The organism is Schaalia sp. JY-X159 (genome assembly GCF_014525425.1).
Lineage (GTDB): Bacteria > Actinomycetota > Actinomycetes > Actinomycetales > Actinomycetaceae > Scrofimicrobium.
On sequence record NZ_JACEXI010000003.1, the window covers coordinates 248,548 to 264,099 of the forward strand.

Annotated in this window: 13 protein-coding genes; 5 read left to right on the top strand and 8 right to left on the bottom strand. The window is 58.0% G+C overall.

Annotated features, from left to right (window positions below; genetic code table 11):
- Positions 1–20: 20 nt before the first annotated feature.
- Genes IDL90_RS06695 through IDL90_RS06705 form a run of 3 tightly spaced genes read right to left on the bottom strand, consistent with a single transcriptional unit; the run spans position 21 to position 2,336 of the window.
- Positions 21–821: an ABC transporter permease subunit gene (locus tag IDL90_RS06695; protein ID WP_187994863.1), complete on the bottom strand. Its 801-nt coding sequence runs from the start codon at positions 819–821 to the stop codon at positions 21–23.
- Positions 818–1,705, bottom strand: a complete 888-nt coding sequence (locus tag IDL90_RS06700) for an ABC transporter ATP-binding protein (RefSeq protein ID WP_187994864.1) — start codon at positions 1,703–1,705, stop codon at positions 818–820. Before IDL90_RS06700 ends, IDL90_RS06695 begins: the two co-directional genes overlap by 4 nt.
- Positions 1,689–2,336: a TetR/AcrR family transcriptional regulator gene (locus IDL90_RS06705; RefSeq protein WP_187994865.1), complete on the bottom strand. Its 648-nt coding sequence runs from the start codon at positions 2,334–2,336 to the stop codon at positions 1,689–1,691. The genes IDL90_RS06700 and IDL90_RS06705 overlap by 17 nt, the downstream gene beginning before the upstream one ends.
- Before the next feature lie 237 nt (positions 2,337–2,573).
- On the opposite strand from IDL90_RS06705, the gene mobF reads away from it, so the two are divergent.
- Entirely contained in the window at positions 2,574–6,140 is a 3,567-nt protein-coding gene (gene mobF, locus IDL90_RS11515) for a MobF family relaxase (RefSeq protein ID WP_187994866.1), read from the top strand.
- Here mobF and IDL90_RS06715 read toward each other — a convergent pair.
- The 4 genes from IDL90_RS06715 to IDL90_RS06730 all read right to left on the bottom strand — a co-directional run bounded on the left by IDL90_RS06715 (position 6,137) and on the right by IDL90_RS06730 (position 9,509).
- Positions 6,137–6,319, bottom strand: a complete 183-nt coding sequence (locus IDL90_RS06715; RefSeq protein ID WP_187994867.1) for a hypothetical protein — start codon at positions 6,317–6,319, stop codon at positions 6,137–6,139. The two genes, mobF and IDL90_RS06715, sit on opposite strands and share 4 nt — an antisense overlap.
- 192 nt (positions 6,320–6,511) lie before the next feature.
- Positions 6,512–7,945: a hypothetical protein gene (locus IDL90_RS06720; RefSeq protein ID WP_187994868.1), complete on the bottom strand. Its 1,434-nt coding sequence runs from the start codon at positions 7,943–7,945 to the stop codon at positions 6,512–6,514.
- A 221-nt stretch (positions 7,946–8,166) separates the two neighbouring features.
- Complete coding sequence (nrdH, locus tag IDL90_RS06725; RefSeq protein WP_262509093.1) at positions 8,167–8,505, bottom strand: glutaredoxin-like protein NrdH; 339 nt, start codon at positions 8,503–8,505, stop codon at positions 8,167–8,169.
- A gap of 8 nt (positions 8,506–8,513) precedes the next feature.
- Complete coding sequence (locus tag IDL90_RS06730) at positions 8,514–9,509, bottom strand: DNA-processing protein DprA (RefSeq protein WP_187994869.1); 996 nt, start codon at positions 9,507–9,509, stop codon at positions 8,514–8,516.
- 205 nt (positions 9,510–9,714) lie between these two features.
- Between IDL90_RS06730 and IDL90_RS06735 the strand changes: the two genes are divergently transcribed.
- From IDL90_RS06735 to IDL90_RS06745, 4 genes are all read left to right on the top strand, one after another.
- Positions 9,715–10,101 (top strand): sulfate permease, encoded by a 387-nt coding sequence (locus IDL90_RS06735; protein ID WP_187994870.1) that lies wholly within the window; start codon positions 9,715–9,717, stop codon positions 10,099–10,101.
- Positions 10,102–10,345: 244 nt separating this feature from the next.
- Positions 10,346–11,302: an ABC-three component system protein gene (locus tag IDL90_RS06740; RefSeq protein ID WP_262509094.1), complete on the top strand. Its 957-nt coding sequence runs from the start codon at positions 10,346–10,348 to the stop codon at positions 11,300–11,302.
- Entirely contained in the window at positions 11,286–11,543 is a 258-nt protein-coding gene (locus IDL90_RS11705; RefSeq protein ID WP_316930301.1) for an ABC-three component system middle component 6, read from the top strand. Before IDL90_RS06740 ends, IDL90_RS11705 begins: the two co-directional genes overlap by 17 nt.
- Positions 11,530–13,230: an ABC-three component system protein gene (locus tag IDL90_RS06745; protein ID WP_187994871.1), complete on the top strand. Its 1,701-nt coding sequence runs from the start codon at positions 11,530–11,532 to the stop codon at positions 13,228–13,230. Before IDL90_RS11705 ends, IDL90_RS06745 begins: the two co-directional genes overlap by 14 nt.
- 26 nt (positions 13,231–13,256) lie before the next feature.
- Here IDL90_RS06745 and IDL90_RS06755 read toward each other — a convergent pair whose 3' ends face one another.
- Positions 13,257–15,437: a recombinase family protein gene (locus tag IDL90_RS06755; protein ID WP_223175240.1), complete on the bottom strand. Its 2,181-nt coding sequence runs from the start codon at positions 15,435–15,437 to the stop codon at positions 13,257–13,259.
- Positions 15,438–15,552 lie beyond the last annotated feature (115 nt).

Below are 15,552 nucleotides of genomic sequence, written 5' to 3' on the forward strand. Positions count from 1 at the left end.
TGACTATTGCTCGGTTCTTCTCATGCGGCAATGTCTTTGTGTTTGTAATACAGGTAGGTGAAGACTGTGGCACTCGCGCAGACGACAACTGTTATGGCCAAATAAAGCGGTTCGATGGTGGTGTTGACGACTAGGTCTTTAGTGTTGAAGTAGCTGAACGGCGTCAGGTACTTCGTAAAGCTCAGTTTGTCGCTCAGTGAGGCAACGATGCTTAGGAAGTATCCGACGAAAACTATTCCCAGGCCTACGGAAATGTCGGTCCGAGTTCGAGGAATCGTCGCCGAAATAGCCAGTCCTAGGAATGCGAAGACCAGGTGAATTAGCCAGGCCCCAAGAGAGACAAGAAGAAATCCTTTCATGCTGAAGTCTTCTAGTTTGAAGTGATTCAGGATCACTAGGTTTACTGCTGAGAAGCTGACATCAAAAGCAGTGACATACACGAGCACGCTGAACGTCTTGGAGGAGACGATGGAAACACGGCTCAGTGGTTTGGAGAGCAGGAACTCGATTGTGTGGTCGTTTTCCTCCTTTGAAAGAATGCAGGAAGAGAGCATAATCGCATATACGCTGCCCATGATGGTGATGAGCAAGAATGACCTACTGGCATAGAAATGCAGGACGTTCGTCATTTTCAAGACATCCAAGTTCATGGCTCTTACGAACTCTTCGGGGTATTGCGACAGCATGGCTTCAGTGTTCTTCGCCATCTCTGCCACTGACGGGAAGCTCGCCATCACCATCGCATTGACGGCAATCATGGCAGTGATCCATATCAGAAATGAGGTTCGGTTTCTGCGCATCTCTCTAGCAAACAGGTTCATGATGCGCGCTCGCCTTCGTAGTAGTGCAAGAAGACTTCCTCCAGTGGCGGTTCAAGGATCTCCAGATCATCGACCGTATCTGTCCTGAGAACGGATAGGAGTCGGTTGAGGTCGCCGGAGTAAAGAAAGGTTGCGGCGCGGCCATCAAGCTGGACCTCCTTTGCCCCCTCCACATCGAAAGCAGTTTGAGGCGTTCGAAAGGTCACTCGGACCCGCTTAAGGCTGCTTTTCCTCAGAGCCTCTACACTCTCCACGCGTAGGATATGGCCATTCTTGATTATGGCGACACGATCACAGACCTGCTGCACTTCGCTGAGTACGTGAGAGGAGAACAAGACCGTGTTCCCCTTGTCTTTCTCTTCCTCCAATAGCGTGAAGAACTCGTGCTGAACCAATGGGTCTAGGCCGCTAGTTGGCTCGTCAAAGACGTATAACCTAGGTTCATGCTGGAACGCCTGGACAATGGCGACCTTCTTCCTGTTGCCCAGGGAGAGCGCCTTGATCTTCTTGGTCATGTCAAGACCGAGCCTGTCGCTCAGCTCATACGCTCGCTGTGTGCAGTCGCGTCGATAGAACCTCGCTGAATAGCGTAAGAGATCACGCACGGTCATATCGTCGTAGTAGCTGACTTCCGAAGGGATGTAGCCGATGTCCTGTTTGACTACGCGGCCCTTACTCACACAGTCCTTACCGAATATGGCTGCTGTTCCGCTGGTGGGATAGATGAAAGACAATAGCACTCGAAGTGTCGTGGATTTTCCCGCACCATTTGGGCCGATGAACCCAAATACCTCACCCTCTTCTACCGTGAGGTTTACGTTTTCAATTGCCATGGACTTGGCGTAGAACTTCGTCAGTCCTCTACACTCAATGGCGTTCGTCATTAATCACTCCATAAAGCAATAGGTCCAGATACTCTTTGATTTCGGAGCGCACCAAGGCCTCATTTTGAAAAAGCGCCCCTGGGTCGTCTCGATAAAAGGCCAGGTAACGGTTGATGATGGCATCCACGTACAACGACATCCCGGTCAACAGTCGCTCCGTTTTCTCTGGGTTCTCAATATCGAGCGTGTCAATAGCCCGCTTCAAAACCGCTTGGGACCCTTGTTGAGCTTGAACGAAGTACCTTCCGATGAGCGCATCCTTTTCGGCCTTGACTTCCTCATGGGTCTCTTTCGCCCCACGGCTTACGAACAAGATGTGTTCCTTGCGTCCGCCCTCATAAAGACGAAGCTTCCGGTGCAATGCCTCAAAGACGATTCCGTAGAAGTCGGTAGCCGCTATGCTCTGATCCTGCGGGAGCAACAGCTGGATCGACGTTTCCAGTAGATATAGGTAGAAGTCCTTCTTGCTGCCGAAGTAGTAGAACAGACTACCTTTTGAAATCCCCAGCTCTTTCGTGATCTGGTTCGTGCTGGCCTCACCATAGGAATACTTGGTGAAAATTTCGACACCCTTATCCAAGATCCGCTGCCGCTTCTCAGCAGACAAATTGGTGAACGCTTCAGTCGCCACGACACTCCCTTCGAACCTGAAACAAGCCCTTTCGGAGCGGCCTTGCCAGTAGGTTACCACCAGATTGACCAGGTGGTCAATCGCGAGAAAGTTCAGACAGAAGGCCAACGGCAACAGCCGACATGGCGAAGCGTCACACGTCTGGCAGAAGAGGATCGGCCTGAGCTTCATCACGCGCCTCTGACCGCTTCGTTCCGGGTTTCATGGCCCACCTGCCCTCCGTGAGGGAGGTGGGCCATGACTGTTTCGATGCGCGTGATGAGTGCTGGCGACGGCTACAAGTACCTACTGAAGTCAGTGGCTGCTGGTGACGGTGACAGGAGCCTTTCGACGCCGTTGACCCGCTACTACGCGGAGGAGGGGAACCCGCCGGGGTTCTGGCTCGGTTCCGGGATCGCTGGCTTTGGTGAGGGCGAGCTGGCTGCGCACTCTGAGGTGTCGGAGACTCAGCTCCAACTCCTGGTGGGGATGTGCCGTGACCCTCTCACTGGTGAGCCGTTGGGCCGGGCGTATCAGCAGTTCGCGCCGGTGGCCGAGAGGATCGAGGATCGAACCAAGAAGCTCAGCCCGAGTCTTGACCCTTCCTATCGGGCGGAGCTGGTCGCCGAGATCGAGGCTGAGGAGAAAGAGCGCGGGACGCGCAAGGCGGTTGCGGCCTTTGACTACACCTTCAGTGTTCCGAAGAGTGTGTCGGCGATCTGGGCGGTGGCCGATGCGGGCACTCAATCCCTGATCGTGGCGGCGCATCATGCGGCGGTTGCCGAGCTGGTTGAGCTGATCGAGCAGGAGGTTGCCGCAACCCGTGTGGGCGCAACCGGCAACGATGGCGCGGTTGCACAGGTCGATGTCCTCGGCGTGGCTGCAACCGCGTTCGACCACTACGACAGCAGAAGCCACGACCCCCAGTTGCATACGCACGTCGTCATCAGCAACAAGGTCAAGACCGCCCAGGATGGGAAGTGGCGAGCCCTGGATTCTCGTCCGATGCACCGGGCGGTGGTCGCGATCTCGGAAATGTACAACGCGGTCCTGGCCGATCACCTGACCCGCACGTTCGGACTCGAATGGGAGACCCGTGACCGGGGCCGGGACCGGAACCCCGCATGGGAGATCGCCGGCGTCTCCGATGAGCTGATCACTGAGTTCTCCACCCGCACCAAGTTCATCGAGGTAGAGAAGAACCTGCTCATCGACGCCTACGTCGCTAAGCATGGACGTCAACCCAGCCCCAGGATCGTGTTGAAGCTTCGCGCCCAAGCGACGTTGGCGACCCGCCCGGAGAAAGACGTGCGCTCCCTGGCTGACCTGACCGCAGAGTGGCGGCAACGCGCCACGCAAGTCCTGGGTGAGGATGCAACCACCTGGACACGAGTAGTCATCAGCAGCGAGGTTCTACCGGCGACGGTGCGTGCCGATGATCTACCTCTGGATGTGATTGAGCAGATCGGTTGGACCGTCACCATGATGGTGGGTGAGAAGCGTTCGACCTGGACCCGCTGGAATCTGCACGCCGAAGCCAGCAGACAACTCATGGGGTTGCGGTTCGCCTCGACCATGGACCGTAAAGCCATCACCGGCATGGTCGTCGACGCCGCCGAACAAGCATCCTTGCGATTGACGCCACCGGAGCTGGCGCTCAGCCCAGCGCTGTTCCGCCGCACGGATGGCTCATCACGGTTCCGTCCCTACGCCTCCACCGTCTTCTCCTCCGAGGACCTACTGAAGGCGGAAGACCGACTCCTGGCACGCGCCGACAAGACCACCGCACCCACCATCGCATTGGAGACTGTCGAGGCCATCACTAGGAAACCGGACAAGAAGGGCCGGTCCCTCGGGGCCGATCAGGCCGCCGCGCTGACGGCGATTGCGATGTCGGGCCGTGTCGTGGACGTACTTGTCGGCCCCGCTGGTGCTGGGAAGACAACGGCCATGTCGGCGTTGCGCCGGGCGTGGGAGGCCGAGCACGGCAAAGGTTCGGTGGTGGGTCTCGCGCCGTCCGCTGTGGCCGCCCAAGTCCTCGCCGACGATCTCGGGATTGCCACGGAGAACACCGCGAAGTGGCTGCACACCTTCCACACCACCGGAACCACCTTCGCGAAAGGTCAACTCGTCATCGTTGACGAAGCCTCCCTGGCGGGGACGTTCACTCTCGACCAGATCACCGCCCAAGCCGAGGTGCAGGGTGCGAAGGTCTTGATGGTGGGTGACTGGGCGCAGCTGCAATCGGTGGATGCGGGCGGGAGCTTCGGGCTGCTGGTCTCGGTGCGTGACGATGCGCCCGAGCTGACGAATGTGCATCGGTTCATCCGCTCCTGGGAGAAGAAGACCTCACTCGATCTGCGCCACGGACGCACCAGCGCTATCGACACCCTGATCAAGCATCAGCGGGTCCACGGAGCAGAGGAAGAACAGGTCATGGATGCCGCCTACACCGCCTGGCGCGGCGACCAGACGGCAGGAAAAGCCTCGATCCTGGTGGCCGAAACCCAACAATCAGTCACCACGTTGAATCAGCGGGCACGGGCTGATCGGATCATCGACGGAACCATCAACCCCGAACGGGAAATACCCCTGCACGACGGAACCGCCGTCTGCGAGGGTGACCTCGTGATCACCCGACGCAACGACCGGAGGCTCCGCTCTGGTAGTTCGTGGGTGCGCAACGGGGACAGGTGGATCGTCACCCAGCTCCGCGACGACGGCTCGATCACCATCCGCCCCACTCATCGTCGGTTCGGTGGCTCTATCGTGCTGCCCGCCGCCTACGTCGCCGAGCACCTAGACCTTGGATATGCGGTCACCGCCCATAGGGCGCAGGGCGTCACCACTGACACCTCCCATGTTGTTGTCACCGCCACGACGACGCGGGAGAACTTCTATGTCGCCATTACCCGTGGCCGCGAGGCAAACCATGCCTATGTCGCTATCGACCGCCCGGACGAAGACCACTCCCAAGCCCATCCCAGCGACAACCTCGAAGCCACCGCCCGCAGCGTCTTGTTCGGCGTCCTTCAGCACGTCGGGGCCGAGCTATCCGCCCATCAGATGATCACCGCCGAACAAGACCGGTGGGGCTCCATCAGTCAGCTCGCCGCCGAGTACGAGACCATCGCGCAAGAAGCTCAAGAGGATCGCTGGCACGCTCTCCTCGCCAACTCAGGGCTCACCACCGAGCAAGTCGAGAGCATCTTTGCCTCCGATGCTTACGGTGCATTGTCGGCAGACCTACGCGCTGCGGAGGCCAACCATCACGACCTCGATCAGCTCCTGCCACGCCTCGTGAGTATCCGGGGCTTTGAGGACGCTGACGACATTGCCAGCGTGCTTCACTCCCGTGTTGCTCGGGCGACCGCGCGGCCTGCCGGATCGGGACGCACCCGCAAACCGCCACGATTCATCGTCGGGCTCGTCCCGAACGCTGACGGCCCCATGGACGCCGAGATGCGCCAAGCTCTCACCGAGCGGCGAAACCTCATCGAGCAACGCGCCGCCACACTTCTCAACGGGGCACTCGCCGATGAGGAGGCGTGGACTACCCAGCTCGGGACCAAGCCCGATGAGCAGAAGAAGCAGGCGGCGTGGCTGAGGGCCGCGCGCACGGTCGTCGCATACCGCGACCGCTACCAGATCACCGACGACCACGACGCTCTCGGACCGGCACCAGCGGATCAGAACGTCAAGCAGAAGATCGACGCCGCCCGGGCACGAGCCGCTCTGGCACAGGCTCGGAAGACTGCTGAGCCGCACGTCTCTGTTGGGGTGCGCAACCCCACTGCCACAGTGCAACCAGGACTCGGGTTCTAGGAGCCATCAGCCGGACACTGGAAGTCTGGCATTGCCTCTTGGGTCAGCGAAAGGATCAGTGATGCTATGCGCATCATGGTCGGAGCATGCCCACATGAAACGGGCTCCGTATCTATCGCTTCCGACCGGTTCGGGCACGCAATCGCCACCGCATACATCGCAGGTCCGATAGCCCTCATCAGAGTCCTCGATATGGTCACGATCTGAGCGGAAAGACAGACGGCTCATGGCGCTGATCTTACACTTCACGTTGTTGGAATGATCGCGCAGGCTTCTCTGCATGTTCATCGGCAAGAGCTACCGAACTACACTGCGCTTGTTCGGGCAAGCGGTTAACGTGTCCGCACTCAAATAAAGAAAATTCTCCGAGATCAGTCGATATCGAGCTTGTCTCGAAGTTCCTTGATCCTTGAATCACGATACATGTTCGCGTAGCCGCCCGTGAACTTGATAACCGTGTCGAAGAGGGTTCTAGACGGACGAGAAATCACCTTGGGCTCAAGAAGGTCTAGCAGCTGACTCATCTGTTCCTGCGGTGATTTCGAGAGCAACCTGCTTGATAGCGTCTCTCCGGTCACAAAACGGAGCGCAAGAGTAGCCTGCTCTGGTGACAATCCTTCGAGGAGTGACTCATAAATTGGATTTGCATTCCAGGAGATTCCAGAACCGCGACCGATATACACCTCAACCAAGGTTTCTACGTACTTGACTTCCACTCCCTTAGGTACAGGCTTATCTCCCACATACTCCTTCAGTTCGCGGGCGAGGGGTGGCTCGTTGTGGAAGTTGTTCAGCGCGTGATGAACTCCGATCAACCTGTCGAGAATCGCATCGATTTCCGATACGCGGATATCTTCAGGGAGGTAGGATGCTGCCTCCATCGCTTCGAGCAGCTCGCGAGCATACTTGGCCTGATCCTCGTCCAGGTTTGCTTTGTAGCGCGCGTACCGTACTCCAAAGCTAAACTTTGTTTCTTCAGACAGAGACTCCCAAATCTTTGGAAAGACTGCACGCACGTTGTCCCTTGCCACATTCGATGACTCAGGAAGGACGTATATCCCAAACAGTCCCTTGGCAAGAACCTCTGCTTGATCCTTGCGCAATCCTGAAAACAGTGAATCGTATCGCGCTGCATCTAGGTCTGTTACCGTCGCTGTCTTTATGTTTCGCAATAAGGTCGAAGTCTCAATCATCGTCGGTGACTCCGGAAGAGTGATCACCTCCTTGATGCACGTTTCCAAGTAGCCCATCAGGGCGTACGGAGTGAGTTCATGCTGATTTGGATGCGCCGCGCTAGCATGATTGCGCATGTGCCGGACCAAGTCCAGCTGGTGAAAGCCGAGGTCTGAGATGAACCCGATCTTCGCCGCAGAACGAATGAGTTCATCATCGGTAATCTTGACTAGATCCTCTGGACCGCTGAGGTCTTTGCGTTTCTCAGGGTCAGTTGCCGCTTGATCAAAGAAGTATTGCAGGTCGTAGTTGATTATCCGTTGACGCAGTTCGCCTATCGTCTCGTCCCACAGGTAGTTCAATGCAGCATCGAGTAGCCCGGCACCGACGGCCACCATGAACTTCGACAGATACATCGCGGTGCCCCTGCGCTCTTCGGGCAGACCCCTGACAACATTTCTCATGTTTGCGAGCACAAGGACGCGTTTCTCTTGGTCCGCCACAACCCCAGAGGTCGGCAAGTTTAGGTAGTCAGCTTCATCAAGGATTCTCTCCTCGAACGACCCGATCACGGTAGTGAGCGAGTCATCCGAACCTGAACTCGTTGGTACAAGAGCGCGCGAATCAGTCATAACTATCAGACTATGCGTTATGGAATGCCGGGTAGCCTGCAACTCGCCGCATATGCCGTTACGCTTGCCCGGAGCCCGGGGACCGCTCGTTCGTATCATGATCCGTGGTCCCAAGACCAGGTTTCGCTGGATGAACCCTCACTCTAGCCTCTACGGGAACGACTGAGTGCTCGAAGGGCGCGAGACCCAACGCCGCATCGGATCGGAACGTTCCTGATCCTTCAGAGAGCAGGTGCAGAGTGGCGACTTGGAGCGGGCGACCGAGACCACTCAGCGCTCGACGCCCATGACGCTTTTGGGGACGCGAGATCACGAATCCTGTCAGGGCGGAAGCCGGACCACGTCTCGCCGTCGGCAGTCTCAACGATGGGGGCTCGCATCCACCCGGCTGCCTTGAGCCTGTCGAGCACTTCCATGTTGTCACTCAGGTTGATCTCGATGAAAGGGATGTCGTGCTTGTTCAGGGCTCGCTTGGTGGCGTCGCACTGCACGCAGTCCGGCTTCGTATAGACAGTCACCGCATGCTCGACCGTGAAATCAGCGTTTCCCATGGTCGTCATCGCTGCACCTACAGTCTTGGCACCGGAGGCTCGGACCTCCGACTGGTCGGGGCAAACTCATTGGCTGTGGTCGGACGGGACACCGGCACGGTCTGGTCATCGAGCAGGCGGAGAACGTCGCTGGCGTGAGCGACCACCGATGCGGTCCCTTGCCGCAGCATGTCGTTGGGTCCGTAGCTTGCGGCGCTGGTCACCGGGCCGGGCACAGCGCCCACTGGCCGCCCCAGCGCGGCGGCTTCGTTGACGAGGTTGCGTGCCCCGGAACGGTGGGCTGCTTCAACGACCACGCTGGCCCCGGACAGCGCGGCCATGACTCGATGGCGGGCAAGGAAGAACGGTCGCTTCGGCGGCGTCGCTGGGGGAAGCTCGGTCACTAGCAGTCCGACATCGCCGATGGTGTTCAGCATCGTCGCGTTGCTCGACGGGTACCGCTGGTCGATTCCGGTAGCCAGCACCGCCACAGTGTGACCCCCAGCAGCCAGCGCCCCACGATGGGCCGCACCCTCGATCCCGTAGGCACCCCCAGCCACGATTACTCGGTCCTCATCGGACAAGTCAGCGGCAAGAGCACCAGCAACATGCTCCCCATAGCGTGTCGCCGCGCGTGACCCGGTGATCGTCACCCGATCCGCCAACGACCCAGACAGCAGCGACGTAGCGCCCTTCGTCCACAGGAGGTAGGGCTGGCGTGGGCCAAGATCAGCCAGAGACCTCGGCCAATGCTCGTCGGAGTAGATCAGCGTGGTCAGTCTGCGTTGCTGATGGGCGTCCGCCGTGGCGAGCACGCCCAGGTTCAAGTGCGGAGTTAACCGGGAGCGCCACACCTGCACTTCAGTCTCACCCAGTGTGGGCACACGCAGATCGGACTCAAGAAGACGTAGCGTCTCGACGCCACCGACCTGATACACCACCGCGCCTGTCATCGCGTCGTCGGGATCAGCGATCATCGACAGCATGATCCGCGCCGTGCGCTCATCGCGTACTTGGTCTGCCACCGTAGCCATGGCCGGTTCCTCTCACTTGAAGGTCACCGACCAGGTACGTAGTGATGTCCCGCAAAGGGTTCCCCACGTCACATGCTAGGCGTACAGTAAGAGACGAGGCAGGTTCACCAATCTCCGTGGTCCCGAAGGGATCGCCCCACACGGGGCACTCAACTCATAGCTGCCTTACCGGCGTCTTTCGCCGCGCTATGACGAGGAGACCCCCGTGATCCGCCTACTACTCGCCGTCAGCATCGCCATCAGCGACTACCTGCGCCGCTACATGCCCACGAACAAGATTCGTGACCGCGTGTACGCCCGCGAAGGACTCAAGTGGGGCATTCCCGCCATGCTCCTCGCCATCCCGTTCTTCGGCATCGCCCTGTGGCTCGCCCGCATCATCGAGAACGGAGCACCCGGAGGGCTCAACGTCGCCGTCCTCATCTGCCTGTGGTCCGGCTTCAAGATGCTCTGGCTCGGCCCTATCAGCGTTGTCAGGCTCATACGGGCACGCATCCGTGAGCGGACCCGACGTCATCGCCGTTGCGTCGGTGAGATGGAGATCAACCCGTCAAACGGCACCGCCGGTACAACAATGGGGACCAGCCTGTGACTGGACTCATTCCCCCATGCTGAAGCACTCTCAAGCCACCTGAGGCCTATCTCGCCTCGTTGGTGCGCAGAGTGCGCGCGGGCATCTTGGTAAGGCAGGTCTCGTCGTATTCACGGTCCGAAGCCGTGACGGGGGTGAGACGCTCGCGACACTACCTGGCTCTCGGGGCAGCCAGCCTGCTGGCCCGGTAAGATTGTGATCACGACGTTGATGCCAATCATGATGGAGAGGAGGCATCGTAGCCATGATCGATTCGGCTTGGAAGGCTTGGTACCGAGCGCAGCATGACCTTCGGTGCCGCGCTTCGGGCGAGACGTTTGAGGGATACGCGACAGGCGTGCTGGCACGCCTACACGACGACTATCTGAATCCCGATCCTATGGGAACCCTCGGCGATGGCGGCTGCGACGGACTTGCCGAGAACGGCTCCATCCTCTATGCCTGCTATGGCCAGCGCGCCACTACGGGAGTTGACCAGAAGACCAAAGATAAACTGGAAGCAGACTTCGCCCGAGGGTGCTCCAATTGGCCAACCTTCACGATGTGGCGGTTTGTGACTAACTCCCAGTTTGGTCCTACCCCGACCTCGAGCTTGGTCGCCTTGCGAAAGCGGCATGAAGAGGGCACCGAGCGTCCACTGATTCTGGAACTCTGGAGAGCGCCTGATGATCTATGGTGGAAGGCGGTCGATAAACTCACGCCAGCCCAGCTAGATGAGATCATGCCGGGTGTCCCGCACGCACAGGATGTGGAGCTTGCCGATCTCGTTGAGCTTATCGAGTCTCTCACGGCGATCAATGGGCAAGTCGATGACCTCCTCGACCCGATCAGGCCCGTCCCTTCCACCAAGATGGACTTCAATAGACTCCCGGAGACGACTAGGGCAGAGTTCAATGAGGGGCGGTTGTTGTCCCCTCGTATCGATAAGTGGTTCGCTGAGCAGACTGATCCCGCCCTGCGGGATGCGAAGGCGCAACGCTTCCGCTCGATCTACCAAGAAGCCCGACAGACGACTACTGACGTGCGCGAGATAGTGAGATACATATACGGTGCCTTAGGCGGGCAAGACTTCGACATGTCCACGAAACGCGCAAACGCGGTCTACGCCGTTACAGCATATTTCTTCGATTCGTGTGACATATTCGAAGAACCTCCTCTGGGCTATTCCGGGGGTGAGCTTAGCGATGCTGCTCCCAACTAAAGGAATCGGTCCCGAGCGCGCTCTATTGACAGTAGGTGCTACGTTACTGTCCCTGCTGGGTTCATCGCCCACCACTGTCTCGGGATTGTGGGAGAGATTCTCGAAAGACGCGCGATCAAGGGATGATCGCGGCACGATCACATTTGACTGGTTCGCCATGACGCTGTCTATGCTATTTGCAGTACGGGCGGTCACATGGAATGAATCCGGACAGTTGGTGAGGTGTCATGTTCCTGCATGATCTCGGCTCCTCCGATGGCCGTTTCAAAAAACTGAGCTTTCACGAAGGTATGAATATTCTGCTGGCAGATAAGACAGCGGAGTCGAAGCTCGGAGATAGCCGAAATGGTGCTGGCAAGACCAGTTTCGTACGTATTCTTCGATACCTACTTGGTGGAAACATCGACGACAGTCTCAAATCCAGCAAACTTAGTCAGTTTTCCTTTTGGGCCGACCTGGAAATGGATGATTCCGCCAGTACGAGTAGAATTGAACGACCAGTGTCACCGCGCACGAAAGTCCAGGTTGATGGTGTGGTCGCCAGCAACGACGAGTGGAAGTTAGATGTCGCTCGGCTTTTCGGGCTCCCTGAAGACTCGACTCGCCCCACCGTTGGCCAGCTTGTCGGCCAACTTGTTCGAGACTATTTCTCGGATCCGCTCAAGACGTTTGCCGTGGAGTCCTCTTGGGAATCAGGCGCAAGAATCGGATACCTTCTGGGGTTTTCTCCTGAGATCCTCACTAAAGCCGGAGAAGTCGCCGCGCTAGAGAAGAACCGCAAGGCACTTAAGAAGGCGATCTCCGATGGGGCCCTCGGTTCCATAACACTGAACGAGGCAGAGTTGCGCGCACGCCTAGCTCAAGCACGACAGCGTCGGTCGCGCCTCGAATCAAACCTGTCAGGGTTCCGTATTGATGAACAGTATGCTGAACACCAGACGGAAGCCGATAATCTCACCCACGCCATCAGGGACCTAAATGACGAGGGCTTGGCGCTGGAGCAACGAAAGCGCGACCTAGAGCTTGCAATGCAGGAAGCGAGCCCAGCGTCACCAAGCGCTGAGGTAACAAAGCATCTGGAGGCGATGTATGCCGAGATCGGCATCGTTCTCCCTGATACCGTGGCTCGGCGATTTGACGAGGTATCAGACTTCCACGCATCCGTAGTACGTAATCGTCAGATGTATCTTCAGTCTGAACTGGCGGCTGTCGTTGAGAGGCTCGGATCAATTCAGAGTGAGCGTCGGGTGCTCGACCAGCGCCGGGCCGCTGTGATGAACCTGCTCAATGATTCAATGGCGCTGGAGACTTTCCGCACAGCCGAGCGGGAACTTTCAGAGCTAGATGCTGTCATTGCAGACCTAGAGCGGCGGTTGGAACTTGCACAGTCAGTAAGCGACACGGGGCTTCGTCTTCGTTCGATGATGACGGACGCAGAGACCAGCGTGCGAACCGAAATCGCCGAACGCGAGAAGCCCCTGGAAGAGGCCATCTCCTTGTTCCAGCAGCTTGGCGAGGAGATATACGACGACCGCGAAGTATCCTTGCTCATCGAAGCAACAAATAAAGGTGTCCTCAAGGTTGTCCCCAAGATTGATGGCGACGCATCAGCCGGAATCCTAGGCGTGAAGACCTTCCTCCTCGACATTGTTTGCATAGTGATGGCCATCAAAGCTGGCCGTGCTCCTCGGATTCTCGTACACGACAGCCTTTTGTTTGACTCAATGGATGATCGACAAGTTGCCTCCTGTCTCAATATCGGAGCGCGCCTTGCTGACACCGTCGGATTCCAATACGTTGTCACACTCAACTCAGACCGCCTCACAGCTGCCGAAGCCGAAGGGTTCGACCGGAATGACTACGTTATCGATCCAATCTTGACAGACGCTGGTGAGGACGGCGGACTCTTTGGCTTCCGCTTCCAGTAGCGACGACCAGGGCAATTCGAGGAGACTTATCCCACAGCTGATGGGTGTGCCGAGTGAGAGAACTCCCCACGCCCGTTGCCTAAATTGATGCCTGCTTCAACAAGATTGCCACGAACTGTCTTCCGGTTGACGCCCATCGTTTTCGCGATGGCGCGCATCGACCAGCCTTCCTGATGAAGTCGCACTGCCTCGGCGGCTTCCTCGACACCGAGCCCGGCCGGTCGTCTCGTCACGCCCCGGCGAGTCAGATGCGCAGAGACCGTCGCGCGATGAATGCCGTAGCTCTCGGCAAGCTCGTTGACTGTTGCTCCCGCGAGGTAGTCCTCCACGAGTGTGGTCGCCTCGGAGGCGGTGAGAAAAGTTTGAAGAGTTCCAACTCTCCGCACGACCTCGCCCCGAGAGTCCCGAATCGGGGTGGTTCCAGGGCGTTGCGAGGTGCGGTAGACGCCTCGTCTCCACCGTGTTATCAACGTTTTGAGCCGTGGGGCAAAGTTCACGAAGTGGCGCGTCAGGGACCCCATAGTGGTGAGGTTCAAACCCTCGACAAGATTATCCAGTCTTGTGAAGGTTTGAACCTCACCCTTTTTTGTTTTTGCATCTGTTGCTGCCGCTGCCCAGTTCAGTGCGTTCGCCTGCTGTTCGGCATCACACAATGACCCATACGGTCGCTGGTACTCAGCCCGCGCTTCCCCGTCTTCATCGATGAAGATTTTACGAAAGAACGCCTGGTTACAGATTCTCCGGTTCGCGTCATCGCAGCGCCCATAGATCAGCGACACGTTCGCGAGTAACGCGAGTGAATCTTCAAGGTTTTCACGCGAAGACGCGTACTCTTCGTGATGTGCGTTAATGCGATGCTCAATATCTTCGAGCCGGTTCGAAATCCTCCCCTGCTCCCGTTTCAACAAATCAAGCGGCACTGCCCCCGCATAGTGAGCCTGCAATAGTTTTGTGCGCTCTTCATCGAGCTGGTCGCGTTCGGCAGCAAGGTTTGCAAGCTCAGCCGATTCGCTGGCCATCAACCGATCGAACTCGGCATGCAGCATGCCAGCAAGCGACTGCCGCACCTCGCCACTCACTTGTATGCGCCCGTAGTACGCCTCGATGAGCCGTTCGACATCTTCTATGAGCACGGCTTGCCGCGTGCAGTTCGTTTTCTTTGAATGCCTACCGTTGCATACGAAATATGGGTAGACCTTGCCGTGCCGGTTCTTTGCGTTGACAATAATCAACCGCTCACCGCACTGCCCGCAATACACGGTGCCCTTCAAGTAATGGTCATGCACTTGGGTCGCGTCGGCCGCTGACTTGTGCGAATCCAACACGTTCTGCACCTGATACCAGACCTCTTTCGGCACGATCACCTCGTGCGCACCCGGGTAGGTTGCGCCTTTGAATCTGACGACTCCGGTGTAATAAGGGTTTGTGAGGATGCGCTGCAAGCCCGACAGGCTGATCGGCTTTGATGGCCGCTTCGGTGTCGGCAGTGTCGTGAGCCCTCGGCGTTCGAGTTCTCGGTGCAGCTGCGAGAGTGTCCACCTGCCTGAAGCGAATCGTTCGAAAGCCCACTTGATGTGTGCTGCCCGCTCTACATCTACCTCAACGGTACGATTCTCACGGCCGCGCTTGTCGCGCACACCGACATTCACGTATCCGATCGGTGCCCGGTTCGTGGTACCACCCTGCGCGGCCTTCTGCGAGAGGCCCTTCACCGTTTCGGTAGCCAAGTTACGTGAGTAGAACTCTGCGATTGACGACATGATGCCGTGTAACAGCATGCCCGACGGCGTCTCGTCAATGTTTTCACTCGCCGACACGAGCGTGACCCCTGCATCACGCAGCGCCAAATGGATCGCAACGTCGTCGGCGCGGTTTCGCGCAAGCCGGTCAACCTTATGCACGATGCAGTAGTTGATCTGGTGCTGGGCGACGTATTTGATCATCCGCATCAACTCGGGTCGGTCTGCCTTGCGCGCAGATTCGCCAGCATCAACAAATTCGGCGACAACGGTCGCCCCAAGGTCATCGGCTTTGCGCTGATTCGCTTCACGCTGGGCGGGGATTGAGTAGCCCTCCTCTGTGCCACCTTTCTCAGCCTGTTCCTTGGTTGAGACACGAAGATACGTGACCGCAACCGCTCCGCCCGAAGGGATCGAAGGGTACGCAAGATCATCGATCGGCTGCCTGTCTGGAACAGTGATGGTCATTGGCTCTTCTCCAAAGTGGGGTAACAAGTGCCCACCGCAGAATCATCAACTGCAAATGTTGATCGTGAGAAGAGCCCGAAGGCTGTAGGACTAAGCCGAATCGGCCACGTTATCT